A 16154-nucleotide genomic window follows, 5' to 3' on the forward strand; every position below is an offset into this window, starting at 1 on the left:
TTCCACTCTCTCCCCCCCCCCCTCCCACTCCCCTCCGCCCCCGCGGGGGGGGGGGGCGCCCCGGGGGGCCGGCCCCCCCTCCGTCGTCGTTCCCGGGCCGGTCGCCCGGGCTCGGCGCCCCCGGCCCGGCTCCCCCGACTCAGCGCTCCCGGAAGACCCACACCTTGGCCAGCACGAACCGGACCACCGTGGCGAGGCCGTTGGCCACCACCAGGCCCGTCACCTCGACCGCCCGGGAGGCGTGCGGCACCGCCACGTCCAGCAGCGCCAGGGCCCCGCTGGACAGGCCCAGCCCGATCAGGAACGCGACCCCGCCCTGCAGCTGGTGGCGCACCGCGCCCTCCGAGCCGGTGATGCCGAAGGTGAAGCGCCGGTTGGCCGCGGTGTTGACCACCGCGCTGACCGCCAGCGCGACCAGGTTGGCCACCTGCGGCGAGGCGACCAGCCGCAGCAGCACGAACAGCAGCAGGCAGAAGACGGTGCTCAGCACCCCGATGACGAGGAAGGACGGCAGCTGCCGGCGGGCCGTTCGCGGCCCCGCGGCAGCCCCGGCGGCCCCTGCGGGCTCGTCCCGGTCGTCCCGGTCGTCCCGGTCGGTGGACAGGGCCCCGTTCACGCGCCCGTCCCGTACCGGTCCGGTTCCTCGGCCGAGTCGTAGCCGACGAAGTACGCGGGCCGCGCCTGCACCGCCGAGTAGATCCGGCCGACGTACTCCCCGAGCAGGCCCACGCAGACCAGCTGCACGGCGCCGATGAAGAGCATCCCTATGAACAGCGAGGACCAGCCCGGCACGGTGGAGCCGACGGCGTACGCGACCGTGGTGTAGAGCGCCAGCAGGATGCAGACCAGGAAGCTGAACAGCCCGAGCCAGGTGGCCAGCCGCAGCGGGGCGGCGGAGAAGTTGGTGACGCTGTCGAGCGCGAGCCGGACCATCTTGGACAGCGGGTAGTGGCTGCTGCCCGCGACCCGCTCCTCGCGCACGTAGACCACCTCGCCGCTGGGGAAGCCCAGCCAGGGCACCAGCAGCCGGTAGACCGGCTGGTGCTCGGGCATCGCCTTGAGCGCGTCCACCGCCGCCCGGCTGAGCAGCCGGAAGTCGCCGGCCTGGTTGGGCATCCGCTGGCCGACCAGCCGGCGCATCAGCCGGTAGTACCCGCCGGCGGTGTGCCGCTTGAAGAAGGTGTCGGTGCCGCGGTCGCCGCGCACGCCGTAGACGATGTCCAGGTCCTGCTCGCGGGCGAGCGCCAGCATCTCGGGGATCTTCTCCGGCGGGTCCTGGAGGTCGGCGTCGATGGAGACGACGTACTCGCCGAAGGAGCGGTGGAGGCCCGCGGTGAGCGCCGCCTGGTGCCCGGAGTTGCGGGAGAAGCGGACGATGCGGAACTCCGGCCAGTCCTGGCGGATCTTCCGCATCAGGACCGGGGTGACGTCGGTGCTGCCGTCGTCGACGCCGACCACTTCGTAGGCCACGTCGAGCCCGTCGAGGATCGGCCTCAGCCGTTCGACGGTCAGCGGGAGTGCCTCCTGCTCGTTGTAGATAGGCATCACGACCGACAACAGCGGTGCCGTTGACATGCGTTGGTCCCACTTTCCGCGACGGCGGGGCTGATTGGTTGCCCGACGATAACAGTCCGCGATGAGCTGGCGATGAAGGGAGTCACGCTCCGGTGAAGTCCCCATGAGACGCCGAAGGGCCCCGCGCACCGGACGGTGCGCGGGGCCCTTCGGACTGAGCCTGTACGAGGCAGGCAGGTCAGAACATCAATTACTTGATGATCTTGGTGACCTGGCCGGCGCCGACGGTGCGGCCACCCTCACGGATGGCGAACTTCAGGCCCTCCTCCATGGCGATCGGCTGGATCAGCGCGACGGTCATGGCGGTGTTGTCGCCCGGCATGACCATCTCGGTGCCCTCGGGGAGGGTCACGACGCCGGTCACGTCCGTGGTACGGAAGTAGAACTGCGGGCGGTAGTTGTTGAAGAACGGGGTGTGACGGCCACCCTCGTCCTTCGACAGGATGTAGGCCTGGGCCTCGAAGTCGGTGTGCGGCGTGACCGAACCCGGCTTGATGATGACCTGGCCGCGCTCGACGTCCTCGCGCTTGATGCCACGGAGCAGCAGACCGACGTTCTCACCGGCCTGGCCCTCGTCGAGCAGCTTGCGGAACATCTCGATGCCGGTGACCGTGGTGGTGGTCTTGGTCTCCTTGATGCCGATGATGTCGACAGTCTCGTTGACCTTCAGGATGCCGCGCTCGATGCGACCGGTGACGACGGTGCCACGACCGGTGATCGTGAAGACGTCCTCGATCGGCATCAGGAACGGCTGGTCCACGGCGCGGGCCGGGGTCGGGATGCTCTCGTCGACAGCCTTCATCAGGCCGAGGAGCTTCTGGCCCCACTCGGCGTCGCCCTCGAGGGCCTTCAGCGCGGAGACGCGGACGACCGGCAGGTCGTCGCCCGGGAACTCGTACTCGGAGAGCAGCTCACGGACCTCGAGCTCGACGAGCTCCAGGATCTCCTCGTCGTCCACCATGTCGGCCTTGTTCAGGGCGACGACGATGTACGGAACGCCGACCTGGCGGGCCAGGAGGACGTGCTCCTTGGTCTGCGGCATCGGGCCGTCGGTGGCGGCGACCACCAGGATGGCGCCGTCCATCTGGGCGGCACCGGTGATCATGTTCTTGATGTAGTCAGCGTGACCCGGGCAGTCGACGTGCGCGTAGTGCCGGTCCTCGGTCTGGTACTCGACGTGCGCGATCGAGATGGTGATACCGCGCTGACGCTCCTCCGGGGCCTTGTCGATCTGGTCGAACGGCGTGAAGGGGTTCAGGTCCGGGTACGCGTCGTGCAGCACCTTGGTGATGGCCGCGGTCAGCGTGGTCTTGCCGTGGTCGATGTGACCGATGGTGCCGATGTTGACGTGGGGCTTCGTCCGCTCGAACTTCGCCTTCGCCACTGAGTCCTCCTGAGGACAGTTCCTGTACGCCGTGCTGACGCCAGTTGGTCTTTGATCGGTTTTGGTGCGGGTTGTCCGGAGGACATCCCGTGCCGTCCCGCTGGTGGGGGGGCCGGAGGCTTCCCGGGAGGATCCGACCGGATCCTCCCGGGTTGCCTCCTAATAGCCTAAGGCTTCGCTATCGTCCCGATTATCGGGACGTCACTCGCCCTTGGCCTTGGCGATGATGTCGTCCGCCACGTTCTTCGGAACCTCGGCGTACGAGTCGAACTGCATCGAGTAGCTCGCGCGACCAGAGGTCTTGCTGCGCAGGTCACCGACGTAGCCGAACATCTCGGAGAGGGGCACCAGCGCCGAGACGACGCGGGCACCGTGACGCTCGTCCATGGACCGGATCTGGCCACGGCGAGAGTTGATGTCGCCGATCACGTCGCCCATGTAGTCCTCGGGCGTGGTGACCTCGACGGCCATCATCGGCTCGAGGAGGACCGGCTTGGCCTTCTTCGCGCCTTCCTTGAACGCCATCGAACCGGCGATCTTGAACGCGAGCTCGGACGAGTCGACGTCGTGCGCCTGGCCGTCGAGCAGGCTCACGCGGACACCCTGCAGCGGGTAGCCGGCGAGGATGCCGAACTCCATGGCCTCCTGGCAACCGGCGTCGACCGACGGGATGTACTCCCGCGGAACGCGGCCACCGGTGACCTTGTTGACGAACTCGTAGCCCTCGGCCTGCTCGAGCGGCTCGATCGCGATCTGCACCTTGGCGAACTGACCGGAACCACCGGTCTGCTTCTTGTGGGTGTAGTCGATGCGCTCGACCGCCTGGCGGATGGTCTCGCGGTACGCGACCTGCGGCTTGCCGACGTTGGCCTCGACCTTGAACTCACGGCGCATACGGTCGACCAGCACCTCGAGGTGCAGCTCGCCCATACCCGCGATGATGGTCTGGCCGGTCTCCTCGTCCGTGTTGACCTGGAAGGACGGGTCCTCCTCGGCGAGACGCTGGATGGCGACACCCAGCTTCTCCTGGTCACCCTTGGACTTGGGCTCGATCGCGACGCGGATGACCGGGGCCGGGAAGTCCATGGACTCCAGGATGACCGGGTTCTTCTCGTCGGACAGCGTCTCACCGGTGGTGGTCTGCTTCAGGCCCATGACGGCGATGATGTCGCCGGCGCCCACCGAGTCGATCTCCTCACGCTTGTTCGCGTGCATGCGGTAGATCTTGCCGATGCGCTCCTTCTTGCCCTTGACGGCGTTCAGCACCGAGGTGCCGGACTCCAGGCGGCCCGAGTAGACCCGGACGAAGGTGAGCTTGCCGAGGTGCGGGTCCGACATGATCTTGAACGCGAGCGCGGCGAGCGGCTCGTCGTCCGAGGCCTTGCGGGAGATCTTGACGGTGTCGTCGCCCGGCTTGGTGCCCTCGATGGACTCGATGTCCAGCGGGGACGGCAGGTACTTGACGACGGCGTCGAGCAGGGGCTGAACGCCCTTGTTCTTGAACGCGGTGCCGCAGAAGATCGGGGTGAAGTCCGAGTTCAGCGTGCCCTTGCGGATCGCCGTCTGCAGCAGCTCGACCGGGATGTCCTCGCCCTCGAGGGCGAGCTCCATGATCTCGTCGCTGACGTTCGACACGGTGTCGATCAGCGCCTCGCGGTACTCGTCCGCCTGCTCCTGCAGCTCGGCCGGGATGTCGACGATGTCGTACATCTCGCCCTTGGCGGCCTCGGCCGACCAGACCAGCGCCTTCATGCGGACCAGGTCGACGACGCCCTGGAAGTCCGACTCGGCACCGATCGGCAGCTGCATGACCAGCGGGGTCGCGCCGAGGCGGTCCACGATGGTCTGGACGCAGAAGAAGAAGTTCGCGCCCGTGCGGTCCAGCTTGTTGATGAAGCAGATGCGCGGGACGCCGTAGCGGTCAGCCTGCCGCCACACGGTCTCGGACTGGGGCTCGACACCGGCGACACCGTCGAACACCGTCACGGCACCGTCGAGGACGCGCAGCGAACGCTCCACCTCGACGGTGAAGTCGACGTGACCCGGGGTGTCGATGATGTTGATGGTGTGGTCGGCATCGTCGACGGTCCAGTGACAGGTCGTCGCGGCCGACGTGATCGTGATGCCGCGCTCCTGCTCCTGCTCCATCCAGTCCATGGTGGCAGCGCCATCGTGGACCTCACCGATCTTGTACGACACGCCGGTGTAGAACAGGATCCGCTCGGTGGTGGTGGTCTTGCCCGCGTCGATGTGCGCCATGATCCCGATGTTGCGGACCTTGGCGAGGTCAAGGGAGGTTGCAGCCATGGTGGCTCGTTCTCTCTCTGTCTAGTGACGGGGTACGGACTACCAGCGGTAGTGCGCGAAGGCCTTGTTGGACTCGGCCATCTTGTGGGTGTCCTCGCGACGCTTCACGGAAGCGCCCAGGCCGTTGCTGGCGTCGAGGATCTCGTTCATCAGGCGCTCGGTCATGGTCTTCTCGCGACGGGCGCGGGAGTAACCGACCATCCAGCGCAGCGCCAGGGTGCTGGCGCGGCCCGGACGGACCTCGACCGGAACCTGGTAGGTCGCGCCACCGACACGGCGGGACTTGACCTCGAGGGCCGGCTTGACGTTCTCCAGCGCGCGCTTCAGCGTCACGACCGGGTCCGAGCCGGTCTTCTCACGGACGCCCTCGAGGGCGCCGTAGACGATCCGCTCGGCGGTGGAGCGCTTGCCGTGCAGCAGGATCTTGTTGACCAGCTGGGTGACGACCGGGGAGCCGTAAACCGGGTCGATGATGACCGGGCGCTTCGGGGCGGGGCCCTTACGAGGCATTCTTACTTCTCCTTCTTGGCGCCGTAGCGGCTGCGAGCCTGCTTGCGGTTCTTGACACCCTGGGTGTCAAGCGAACCGCGGATGATCTTGTAGCGGACACCAGGAAGGTCCTTCACACGACCACCGCGCACCAGCACGATGGAGTGCTCCTGCAGGTTGTGGCCCTCGCCCGGGATGTAAGCGGTGACCTCGATCCCGCTGGTGAGGCGCACACGGGCGACCTTGCGGAGAGCCGAGTTCGGCTTCTTCGGGGTGGTCGTGTACACACGCGTGCAGACCCCACGGCGCTGCGGGGAACCCTTCAGCGCGGGAGTCTTGTTCTTCTCGACCTTGTCCTGCCGGCCCTTTCGGACCAGCTGCTGGATCGTAGGCACCGTTTCTCCGTTTTCTGTGTGCCAAGGCTTGGTGGAACTAACCTGCGGTGTCTCCCTCGCACACGGCCCCGTGGTCGACCCACGCGGTCGGGTGTGTTGGGCTTGTTACGACACGGAATCCCATGGCTGCTGTACAGCGACGGCGCTCTACGCGCGGCGCGCTGGGAAGCGCTCCGGCTCGGCGCGGCGACCGGTGTGCATGCACGCACAAGGACCCGGGGACACCCCAGGCACAAGGTCAGAGCGTACCTAGCGCATGGGGCGCGGTCAAAACAAATGCAACGCCGCAGGTCGCGGGGCTTGCACCGGAAGCGGCCCGGGAACCGGGCCGGGGCGGGGCTCCCTACCACAACCGGGCAGCCCCCGCACCGCGACCCTACGCCTCCGCGTGGGCCCCGGCGAGCCGGGGCGGATCCTGACTGGCGTCGCCGCCGGCCGTCCCGGCCGACTGCGGCAGCGGGCGGTCCCGGTTGTCCGACACCGCCGTGAACAGCCCCAGCGCCAGCGCGGCCAGGCTGTACACGGCCAGCCACAGCATCCAGGTGCCGGGCGGGGACCAGTGGGCCGGGTTGATCAGCAGCGGGCCGGTGCTGCCGACCGTGTTGCGGCGCAGCGCCCAGAGGAAGGCCGCGGCGTTGACCAGCGACAGCGAGAAGCCGGAGATCACCAGCAGCCGGCGCCAGGCGAAGCCGCCCCAGGGCAGCCGCTCGTGGCAGATCGCGGCGCACAGGATGGGCAGCCCGACGGCGAACGGCAGCAGGTAGCGGCCCTGCCAGATCATGCCCAGCTTGGCCGCCTGCATGGCCTGCGCCACTATCGGTATCACGACGATGCCGATCATCACACCGACGATCGCCAGGGCATCCCGGAACCGGGCGTAGCACAGGGCGAACATCGCCAGGGCGAGCACCACGCCGCACCAGACCAGCAGCGTCGCGGCCGGCGCCTCCGCGTCCAGCCAGCCGAAGTAGCCGATCATCTGCTTCATGTACAGCAGCCCGAAGTCGAAGGTCTTCCGGGCCGCGGCCAGCGGGGTGAGGTCGCTCGGGGTGTTGATGATCGAGTTGTCCGGATGGCTCGACGACCAGGCCAGGGCCGCGACGGCGGACGCGGCGCCCAGGCCGCCCCAGAGCCAGGTCACCTTGCGGCGGAGCACCTCGCGCACCGCGCCCTTCTGGCTCAGCAGCAGCGCGAAGAACAGCGCCCCGGCGAACCAGATCGCGCCCAGCGGGCGGATGCTGATCAGCACCAGCGCGCCGATGCCCAGCCGGGCCACCCGGCGGTTCAGCAGGTGCGGGTCCGGGTTCATCAGCATCGGCAGCCCGGCGCTCCAGACCAGGATGCCCGCCGCGATCTCCGGACCGCTCGGGTTGACCATGCCGAACAGGAACAGCGCCATCGGCGTGGCCGCGGTGACCGTGCCCAGCAGGGTGAAGGACCGCCGCCGCCACTCCGCCGCCGAGACCACCGCGCTCGCCACCAGGGCGGAGCAGATCAGCGCCGACATCAGGCGCATCAGGTAGAAGCCCTTCGCGCCGGGGACCAGGAGGCTCGGCCAGCCCACCGCGAGGTAGTACGCCGGGTGGTAGCGCCCGGCCGCGGTGGTGACCAGGGTCTCCCCCGGCCGGTCGATGAGCCGCGGCGCGCAGGAGGCCGGGCTCTCGGACTTGAAGACGTAGCAGGAGTTGACGTCCTTCAGGTCCTGGTAGATCCGCGGGAGCTCCACCCCGGTCTCCGCGAACTGGCCCTCGATGCCGCCCACCAGGTGCGGGACCATGACCTCGCGGCCCTCGATCTGGCCGCGGGCGACGGCCGCGGCCCGGATGAGGTGGGCGTGCTCGTCCGGCGAGGCGCCGACCGGGGTGGCGATCGACCAGGACGCGCTCAGGGCGAACAGGATCGCGAACGCCACGGCCCACAGACGCCTCGGCGAGGAGACGAGCCGGTCGGCGAGGCTCTTGACGGCGGTGATCATCATCAGGATTGGGCCTTTGGGGTCAGTTCGGGCTCGTGGGCGGGAACTGGTTACTTGATCATGCTCTGCCATGACTGGTCACCGGTCTTGGAGCAGCGCCCACCCGGCGCGAACTTCGGGCAGGTGCCGTCGAGGTTCTGCATGGTGTGCGACACCCACGGCAGGATCCGGTAGGTGTTCTCCTTGGCCGGCATGTAGCGGTCCGACATCGACGAGGAGACCGTACCGAACAGGAAGAGAAGAGCGAACAGCGTACCGACGACGGCCGCGTGCGGACCGGGCAGGGGCGTTCCGGCGAGTCCCCCGGCCCCGGCGGCACCGGCGGCCTCCCCGTCCTGCGCGAGCCGGCGGTGCTCGGCCAGCCGGAGCGAGACCAGGTGGACCAGCAGGGCGCACAGCAGCAGGCCGCAGTACAGCAGCTGGTTGTTGGTACGCGTGTAGAGCTGGACCGTCTGCGTCTCGTACATGTGCGAGGCGATGAACATCCGCATCACCCAGGCGCTCGCGAACATGCAGCTGATGGTGACGACCACCGGCTTGCGGATGCCCAGCCAGAGGGCGGCGCCCAGTGCGACGAACATCACCACGGCGAACAGGTCCATGCCGCCGAACTCGCCGGGGATCGGCCAGTCGCCCACCTTGCCCGGCATGTCGGTGCGCCACATCAGGAAGTAGGCCGGGTCGGTGAAGTTGTCGAAGCGGAAGTTGGAGTCCTTGGTGTCCTGCCCGTCCGTCAGCATGGTCACCAGGTAGCTGCCGCAGACCAGCAGGAACGCGCCCACGGTGGCGCCGAGGTAGGCCAGGCCCTTGAGCCGGCTCTCGCGCCACGGGAAGTACATCAGCGCCGCGACCACCACGCCGATGGAGCTCCACAGGAACCAGCCGGAGTAGGTGAGGAACAGCAGGCCCAGCAGCGCGCCGAAGCCGACCGCCTTCACCAGCAGCAGCCGCCAGCCGTCCGTACCGCTGCGGCGCAGGTGCACGACCACGGCGACCAGGACCGGCACCAGGACCACCAGCACGGTCTGGCTGTACGGCTTGTACGCGTCGATCAGGGCGAAGGCCGGCAGCACCCCGAAGGCGAGGGCCCGCACCGGGCTGAGCAGCATCCGCCACGAGAGGTAGACCAGCGGGCCGAACGCGGCGGCACCGAGGATCTGGAGGTCCTTGAAGGCGTACGCGGTGTTGCCGCCGCGGAACCACTCGGCGTAGTAGCCCAGGGTGTACAGCGGCGCCGGGGGGTAGACCGCCGAGCCCGAGGGCTGGCCGTTCGCCACCGCGTGGGCCCACTCGACGATCCGCCCGCTGTCGCCGTTCAGGCCGAACATCGGCCAGGGCGTGCCCAGCAGGGCCATCACCGCGCCGGCCGCCACGAAACCGCTGGCGAGGCCGGCGACGGCGGCCGCGGAGAACCGGGCCACCAGGTTGAAGTGCCGGCCCGAACGGAAGCGCATCGCGAGCACGACCGCGCCGAGCAGGAGGAAGCCGATGACCGCGAACCGCAGCTGCAGCGCCGCGAGACCGCTCACCTGGGCGATCCGGTTCAGCGGGTCCATGTGGAACTTGGTCGCCATCACGGGGAGCACCAGGGCCGCCAGGAAGGCGATCAGGACCTCACCCGCGAGCAGTGCCGGAGCCGACGTCCGGAGCCGAGCCGCGGAACGGCCCGCCGATCCCCGGATCAGCGAGCGCCCTCCGATCGGCGGGGTCCTGGAGGCCTCTTGGGCACTGACTGTCACTGGTACGGTCCTCAGCTCGTGGTCTCTCGCTCGGCCCGCCCGACCCTTCGGCGTCGGCCGGTGACGGAGAACGTACTGCTTCCGGGCGCGCGGCGGCAGCCCCGGGCATCATAGGTCCTCCGTTCGGGGAAGACCCCATCGGCGAGGTGGACGGACCACCGCAAGGCCGTCGAACCGGGCGGGCCTCAGGCGATGCCCATCAGGATCATCAGCGTCCAGAACGCGCAGCCCATGTAGCCGATGACCAGGCCGAGGACGGCCGCCCAGTCGCCCTCCATGTTGCGGCGGCGGATCTCCGAACGGGCGATGTGACCGGTGATCACGGCGGGGAGGGAGAGCCCGAACAAGCTAGCCACCAGGGAGACCACGGCGAGCACGTTGGTGGGGCGGACCTGGGGCGGCGGCGGGACGGCCATGAAGGTGGCCGGAACGGGCGTCGCGACGGCGGCCGGCGGCCCCGTCATCGGCCCCGACGGCAGGTCGGCCACCAGCGCGGCCAGCTGGCCGTACGTCTGCGCCGTGGCCACCGCCTCGTGGCGCTGCTCGTACTCCTGGACGGAGAGCCGCCCCTCGGCGAACGCGGCCTTGAGCACGTCGATCGTCCGGTCCCGGTCCGCGTGGCCCGCCCGCATCGCGGCCTGCGGGGACACCCCGGGCACGGGCACCGGCTGCCAACCACCGGCCGGACCGTCGGGCGGATAGCCGGAACCGGGCTCGCCCCATGGTTGTACGGACATCCGCCACCTCCCGGTAGCGCGGCACCCCCGCGCACGTCACTGCTCCCTCATAGTGCAGGACGAACAGCCGAACTGAGTAGTTGCCAAATCGGCCCAGTAGTCGCCGAGAAGAGGATTCCGGACGGCGTGCCTCACCCGTTCGGAGGACACACTCAGGGGATGCTCAACTCGGGCGACAGCCCGTTCACGCAGTGACAGGCTGGGCCCCGGACGCCGTCCCACCACGCCGTCGTCCACCACCACGAGCCACCAGCAGAGAGGGCCACCATGCAGGCGTCAGCGCCGCCGTCCCCCGACCTCCCCGGACCGGGAACCCCGTCCGCCGTCAGCATCCAGGGGCTCTGGAAGCACTTCGGCACCCAGGCCGCGGTGGCCGGGCTGAGCCTGGAGCTGCCGGCCGGGGCGTTCATCGGCCTGGTCGGACCGAACGGCGCCGGCAAGACCACCACCCTCTCGATGGTCACCGGGCTGCTCCGGCCCGACCAGGGCACCGTCCTGGTGCACGGCGCCGACGTCTGGACGGACCCGGTCACCGTCAAGGCCCGGATCGGCATCCTGCCCGAGGGCCTGCGGATGTTCGAGCGGCTCAGCGGGCGCGAGCTGCTCCAGTACACCGGGCGGCTGCGCGGCCTGCCCGGCGCCGAGGTGGACCGGCGGGCCGAGGAGCTGCTGACCGTCTTGGACCTCGGCCGGGACGCCGACAAGCTGGTCGCCGACTACTCCACCGGCATGCGCAAGAAGATCGGCCTGGCCGCCGCGCTGCTGCACAACCCGGACGTGCTGTTCCTGGACGAACCCTTCGAGGGCGTCGACCCGGTCTCCGCCCAGACCATCCGCGGCGTGCTCAAGCGCTACGCGGCCGCCGGCTCCACCGTGGTCTTCTCCAGCCACGTGATGGAACTGGTCGAGCAGCTCTGCGACTGGGTCGCGGTGGTCAACGCCGGCCGGGTGATAGCCCAGGGGCCGCTGGACTCCGTCCGGGGCGGGCGCAGCCTGCACGAGGCCTTCCTGGAACTGATCGGCGTGCGCGAGGACGACGGGCAGGCGCTCGGCTGGCTCGGCGGCGGACACGACGGGGGCGCCCGGTGACCGCCGGGACGGTGAACACCGCGCCCGTCCCCGACGGGCGGACGGTGGTCCGCGCCCTGGTGGCGCTCAAGCTGCGGCTGCTGCGCAACGGGCTGCGGCGCAGCCCCGGCCGGACCACCGTCTACGTGATCGGCGGCGTCGTCGGCGTGGCCTTCGCGGCCGGCATCTCCGTCGCCCTGGCCGCGCTGAACGGGCGCTACGCGGGCTCCGGGGACGCCGGGGTGATGCTGCTCGGCGTACTGACCCTGGGCTGGGCCGCGCTGCCGCTGTTCCTCTTCTCCAGCGACGAGAGCGCCGACCCGACCCGGCTGACCATGCTGCCGCTGCGGCCCGGGCCGCTGCTGCGCGGCTCGCTGCTGGCCGCGCTGATCGGGCCGGGGCCGCTGATCAACCTGGTGCTGGTGACGGGCGCGGTGCTGGCCGGCGCGGCCGGCGGCGCCTCGGCCGCGGTCGCGGTGCTCGGCGTGCCGCTCGCCGTGCTCTGCCTGGTCACGCTCTCCCGGGCGGTCGCCGCGGGCAACGCCCGGATGCTCTCCAGCCGACGCGGCAAGGACTTCGCGATCTTCGGCGGGCTGGCCTTCGCTCTGCTGGTGCAGGTCGCCAACGTCGGCTCGCAGAGCGTCTTCGGCCGCCGGGGCGGTCCGCTCGACCTCAGCCCGCTGAAGCCGGTCGCCTCGGTGCTGCGCTGGATCCCGCCGATCAGCGCCGCCGACGCGCCGCGCACCGCCGGGGAGGGCCGGTACGGGCTGGCGCTGCTCCAGCTCGCCGCGGCCGCCGCGCTGCTCGCCCTGCTGCTGCGCTGGTGGCGGCGGAGCCTGCAGGAGCTGATGGTCACCGCCGACTCCTCCACCCTGGAAGTGGCCCGCGGGGTGCAGAACTCGCGCGGCTGGGGGTTCCTGCCCGAGGGCCGCACCGGCGCGGTGATGCAGCGGCACCTGCGGTACGCCTGGCGCGAGCCGCGGGCCAAGGCCGCGCTGTTCACCAGCATCGGGATGACGCTGGTGATCTGCGTGCTGTCGATGGTCCAGGGCTGGGCGAGCGTCTACCTGCTGGCCATGACCGGGGTGTTCCTCGGGCTGCAGATGCTCAACCTGTTCGGCATGGACGGCTCGGCGTTCTGGATGGTCGCCGCCACCCTGCGCACCCCGGCCGACGCCCGCTCCGAGCTGCGCGGCCGGGCGTACGCGGTGCTGTCGTACGCCGTGCCGGTGACGGTGGTGCTCGGGCTGGTGCTGGCGGCCGTCACCGGCCGGTGGAGCGAGCTGCCGTCCGCGCTCGGCCTCGCGCTGGCACTGCTCGGCTGCGGGATCGCGCTGGGCTCGATGTTCAGCGTGCTGGCGCCGTACACCATGCCGGCCGACAGCAACCCGATGCGCAACGCCGCCCCCGGGCAGGGCGGGCTGATCCTGCTCAACCAGTTCGGCTCGATGGTCGGCGTCACGGTGCTGGCCCTGCCGGTCGGCGGCTACCTGCTGTGGGCGCTCACCTCGGACGGACCGACCTGGCCGCTGCTGCTGATCGGCCCGCTGTACGGCGCCCTGGTCGCGACCCTGGGCGTGCGGACGGCGGCGGGCCGGCTCCTGGTGCGCGCCCCGGAGATCCTGGCCAAGGCCATCGAGCGCTGAGCCGGGACCGGCAGCCCGCCGATCCCGGCCGAACGCCGAACCGGAACAGCGCCACGCCGCTCCCGGGGTGCGCTCCGGCATCATGGGCAGGAGGCCGGACCGTCGAGGAGAGCAGGGACACACCGTGGGCAAGCGCACGCAGCAGGCCGGGAGCGCCGGGCCGCTGCTGGACCAGGCAGTGCGGTCGGTGCTGACGGCCCCGGACGACGCACTGGACCTCGCCCTGGACACCGGGGCCTCGCTGCTGGCCGCCTCGGCCGGGCAGTGGCCGGAGGTCAGCCGGGCGCTGCTCGGCCACGCGGACACCGCCGTCGGCCGCTGCTGGTCCGCCGGGTGGCGGCCGGCCGACCTGGCCCGGGTGGTGCGGCGCGAGCTGAAGCCCGTCCACCTGGCCCTCGCGGTGGACCTGATCGCCGCCGAGGGCCGCCGCCACCCCGCGGCCGCCCCGGACCGGCGCTGGCAGGAGCAGCTGCGCGAGCTGGAGGCCGAGGTCTGGTGGCCCGGCGACGACGAGTACCTCGGCGCCTTCGCCCACCGGCAGCGGCTGGACCGCTTCGCGCTCGCCACCGCCGTCCTGGAGCTGCTGCGCACCTGGGGCCGGCTGCCTCCGATCGCCCCGGTGGGGCCCGCTCCCGGGCAGGCCGCGCGGTCGCCGCAGTCGGCGCCGGTGACCGGCGAGCCGCGGATGCTGGCGCGGATCCGGGCACTGCTCGCCAAGGCCGAGTCCACCGAGTACCCGGAGGAGGCCGAGGCGCTGACCGCCAAGGCCCAGCAGCTGATGGCCCAGCACAGCATCGACGACGCGCTGCTGGCCGCCGCCGGCACGGACCGCGACACCCCGGCGGCGCTGCGGATCGGGGTGGACAACCCGTACGAGGGCCCCAAGACGATGCTGCTGGACGCGGTCGCGGCGGCCAACCGGTGCCGGGTGGTGTGGGCGAAGGAGTTCGGCTTCTGCACCGTGGTCGGCTTCGACGGCGACCTGGACGGCGTCGAACTGCTCTACACCTCGCTGCTGGTGCAGGCCACCCACGCGCTCAACAAGGCGGGCTCCCGCAAGGACTCCCGCAGCAAGGCGTTCCGCCAGTCCTTCCTGGTCGCGTACGCGGCCCGGATCCGCGAGCGGCTGACCGCCGCCACCGAGCGCGCCACCAGCGCCGCCGCGGCCGGACGGCACCTGCGCGAGGACGGCACCGAGGAGCAGCTGCTGCCCGACGCGCGGCTGCTGCCCGCGCTCGCCGCCCGTTCCGAGGCGGTGGACGAGGAGGTCGGCCGGCTGTTCCCGAAGCTGGTCTCGCAGCGGGTGCGGGTCAGCGACGGCGTGGGCTGGGCGGCCGGACGCGCCGCCGCCGACCGGGCCGCGCTGCACGGGCGCGCGGGGGCGATCCGCCCCTAGGGTGCCGGGCCCCGGCCGATCACCACCGGTTCCCCGTCCGACCCGCGCAAGATCCACAAGAGCCGCCCGGTCCCCCGGGGGACCTGATAGAACGTAGTCCGCCACGAACGAAGGGGGACTCGACGTGACGGAGCCGGCGGCGGAGTCGGGATACCGGGACCGGGTCCGCGGAGCGCTGCTCGGCGGAGCGATCGGCGATGCGCTGGGCTGGCAGGTGGAGTTCCAGCAACTCCACCAGATCCAGGACCGGTACGGGCCGCAGGGCGTGACCACGCTCCCGGCCGGACCGGGACCGGTCGAGGTGACCGACGACACCCAGATGACGCTGTTCACCGCCGAAGGCCTGATCCGGGGCTTCGTCCGCGGCTGGACGGGCGGCGGCGGCTCCGTACCGGAGGCCGTGCACGGCGCCTACCGGCGCTGGCTGCAGACCCAGTTCCAGGGCGCGCCGGACACCGCGCCCCAGCCCCGCCCGTACGACGGCTGGCTGCTGAGCCGGCCCTTCCTGTACGCCCGGCGGGCCCCGGGCAACGCCTGCCTGAGCGGGGTGTCCGAACACCCGGTGTTCGAGGCGCCGTCCGCGATCGGGCTGCCGGGGCCGATCAACCCCGGCTCCAAGGGCTGCGGCACCGTGATGCGCTCCGCGCCGTTCGGGCTGGCCCGGCTGGGCGTCGAGCAGTCCTTCGGGCTGGCCGTGCAGTGCGCCCAGCTCACCCACGGCCACCCGACCGGCTACCTCGCGGCGGGCGCCTTCGCGGCGCTGGTCGAGCGGCTCGCGAACGGCACCGAACCGTGGGCGGCGGTCGGCGAGACGGTGGAGCAGATCCGCGAGCTGCCGAGCTCCAAGGAGACCGTCCAGGCCCTGGCCCGGGCGGTGCGGCTGGCCCAGGAGGCCGAGCCGGTGGCCGAGACGGTGGAGCGGGTCGGCCTCGGCTGGATCGCCGAGGAGTGCCTCGCCATCGCCGTGTACTCGCTGCTGGCCGCCACCCTCGACCCGGACCCGGTGCGCACCGCGCTGCTGCTGTCGGTGAACCACTCCGGGGACAGCGACTCGACCGGTGCGGTCTGCGGCAACCTGGTCGGCGCCGCGTACGGCGCGGCGGCGCTGCCCGCCGAGTGGACCGGGGCGGTCGAGGGCCGGGCCGAGCTGCGGCAGGTCGCGGACGACCTGCTGGTGCTGTTCGGCAGCCGCGACCCTCTGCACCCGGGGCTCGGCGGGCGCTACCCGGCCTGGTGAGCCCGCCCGGCACCGTCGCCCCGCCGGCCCGCGCTACCGGGCCTGCGGGTCGGTGACCTGGCCGAGGAACAGCGGCGCGCCACCCCTGGTGTCCCGGATCAGGAACAGGAACGGCCGGTCGAGGTGCACCTCGACCGGCCGGTCGGCGTTCGGCGCCGCCGCCCCGGCGATCCCGGCGCCCCTGCCGGCCGCCGCCACCGTGCCGT

At 71.2% G+C, this 16154-nt stretch carries 14 protein-coding genes; 4 read left to right on the top strand and 10 right to left on the bottom strand.

What is annotated here, in order from left to right; all coding sequences use genetic code 11:
* Positions 1 to 139 precede the first annotated feature (139 nt).
* From ACWD4P_RS35470 to ACWD4P_RS35510, 9 genes are all read right to left on the bottom strand, one after another.
* Positions 140 to 616: a GtrA family protein gene (locus tag ACWD4P_RS35470; RefSeq protein ID WP_449782462.1), complete on the bottom strand. Its 477-nt coding sequence runs from the start codon at positions 614 to 616 to the stop codon at positions 140 to 142.
* Positions 613 to 1545, bottom strand: coding sequence for a glycosyltransferase family 2 protein (locus ACWD4P_RS35475; protein WP_359820288.1), 933 nt, complete (start codon positions 1543 to 1545; stop codon positions 613 to 615). The genes ACWD4P_RS35470 and ACWD4P_RS35475 overlap by 4 nt, the downstream gene beginning before the upstream one ends.
* 220 nt (positions 1546 to 1765) lie before the next feature.
* A complete protein-coding gene (gene tuf, locus ACWD4P_RS35480; RefSeq protein WP_359820291.1) occupies positions 1766 to 2959 on the bottom strand; it encodes an elongation factor Tu in 1194 nt (397 codons plus the stop codon).
* A 201-nt stretch (positions 2960 to 3160) separates the two neighbouring features.
* The gene (fusA, locus tag ACWD4P_RS35485) at positions 3161 to 5266 is read right to left on the bottom strand and encodes an elongation factor G (RefSeq protein WP_359820293.1); all 2106 of its coding nucleotides are present in this window, start codon (positions 5264 to 5266) and stop codon (positions 3161 to 3163) included.
* Positions 5267 to 5305: 39 nt separating this feature from the next.
* Positions 5306 to 5776: a 30S ribosomal protein S7 gene (gene rpsG / locus ACWD4P_RS35490; protein WP_030055803.1), complete on the bottom strand. Its 471-nt coding sequence runs from the start codon at positions 5774 to 5776 to the stop codon at positions 5306 to 5308.
* A 2-nt stretch (positions 5777 to 5778) separates the two neighbouring features.
* Positions 5779 to 6150, bottom strand: coding sequence for a 30S ribosomal protein S12 (gene rpsL, locus ACWD4P_RS35495; RefSeq protein WP_014144289.1), 372 nt, complete (start codon positions 6148 to 6150; stop codon positions 5779 to 5781).
* A gap of 376 nt (positions 6151 to 6526) precedes the next feature.
* Positions 6527 to 8128, bottom strand: coding sequence for a DUF2142 domain-containing protein (locus ACWD4P_RS35500; RefSeq protein ID WP_449782463.1), 1602 nt, complete (start codon positions 8126 to 8128; stop codon positions 6527 to 6529).
* Between the two features lie 47 nt (positions 8129 to 8175).
* Positions 8176 to 9864 carry a hypothetical protein gene (locus ACWD4P_RS35505; RefSeq protein WP_449782464.1) on the bottom strand — a complete coding sequence of 563 codons (1689 nt, stop codon included), beginning with the start codon at positions 9862 to 9864 and terminating at the stop codon, positions 8176 to 8178.
* Between the two features lie 185 nt (positions 9865 to 10049).
* Positions 10050 to 10601: a DUF1707 and DUF4190 domain-containing protein gene (locus ACWD4P_RS35510; protein WP_359820302.1), complete on the bottom strand. Its 552-nt coding sequence runs from the start codon at positions 10599 to 10601 to the stop codon at positions 10050 to 10052.
* A gap of 267 nt (positions 10602 to 10868) precedes the next feature.
* On the opposite strand from ACWD4P_RS35510, the gene ACWD4P_RS35515 reads away from it, so the two are divergent.
* From ACWD4P_RS35515 to ACWD4P_RS35530, 4 genes are all read left to right on the top strand, one after another.
* Positions 10869 to 11690, top strand: a complete 822-nt coding sequence (locus ACWD4P_RS35515) for an ABC transporter ATP-binding protein (RefSeq protein WP_359820304.1) — start codon at positions 10869 to 10871, stop codon at positions 11688 to 11690.
* Positions 11687 to 13315, top strand: a complete 1629-nt coding sequence (locus ACWD4P_RS35520; RefSeq protein WP_359820307.1) for a transporter — start codon at positions 11687 to 11689, stop codon at positions 13313 to 13315. Before ACWD4P_RS35515 ends, ACWD4P_RS35520 begins: the two co-directional genes overlap by 4 nt.
* A gap of 124 nt (positions 13316 to 13439) precedes the next feature.
* Positions 13440 to 14711: a DUF2786 domain-containing protein gene (locus ACWD4P_RS35525; RefSeq protein ID WP_449782465.1), complete on the top strand. Its 1272-nt coding sequence runs from the start codon at positions 13440 to 13442 to the stop codon at positions 14709 to 14711.
* 124 nt (positions 14712 to 14835) lie between these two features.
* Entirely contained in the window at positions 14836 to 15948 is a 1113-nt protein-coding gene (locus tag ACWD4P_RS35530; protein WP_359820311.1) for an ADP-ribosylglycohydrolase family protein, read from the top strand.
* A gap of 33 nt (positions 15949 to 15981) precedes the next feature.
* Here ACWD4P_RS35530 and ACWD4P_RS35535 read toward each other — a convergent pair whose 3' ends face one another.
* Complete coding sequence (locus ACWD4P_RS35535; protein WP_449782466.1) at positions 15982 to 16146, bottom strand: serpin family protein; 165 nt, start codon at positions 16144 to 16146, stop codon at positions 15982 to 15984.
* Positions 16147 to 16154 lie beyond the last annotated feature (8 nt).

This window comes from Kitasatospora sp. NPDC002543 (genome assembly GCF_053594915.1).

Bases quoted from the DNA above. Each gene is read 5' to 3' on its own strand.
- ACWD4P_RS35475 (WP_359820288.1), bottom strand. From the start codon at position 1,545: ATGCCTATCTACAACGAGCAGGAGGCACTCCCGCTGACCGTCGAACGG.
- fusA (WP_359820293.1), bottom strand. From the start codon at position 5,266: ATGGCTGCAACCTCCCTTGACCTCGCCAAGGTCCGCAACATCGGGATC.
- rpsG (WP_030055803.1), bottom strand. From the start codon at position 5,776: ATGCCTCGTAAGGGCCCCGCCCCGAAGCGCCCGGTCATCATCGACCCG.
- ACWD4P_RS35500 (WP_449782463.1), bottom strand. From the start codon at position 8,128: ATGATGATCACCGCCGTCAAGAGCCTCGCCGACCGGCTCGTCTCCTCG.
- ACWD4P_RS35510 (WP_359820302.1), bottom strand. From the start codon at position 10,601: ATGTCCGTACAACCATGGGGCGAGCCCGGTTCCGGCTATCCGCCCGAC.
- ACWD4P_RS35515 (WP_359820304.1), top strand. From the start codon at position 10,869: ATGCAGGCGTCAGCGCCGCCGTCCCCCGACCTCCCCGGACCGGGAACC.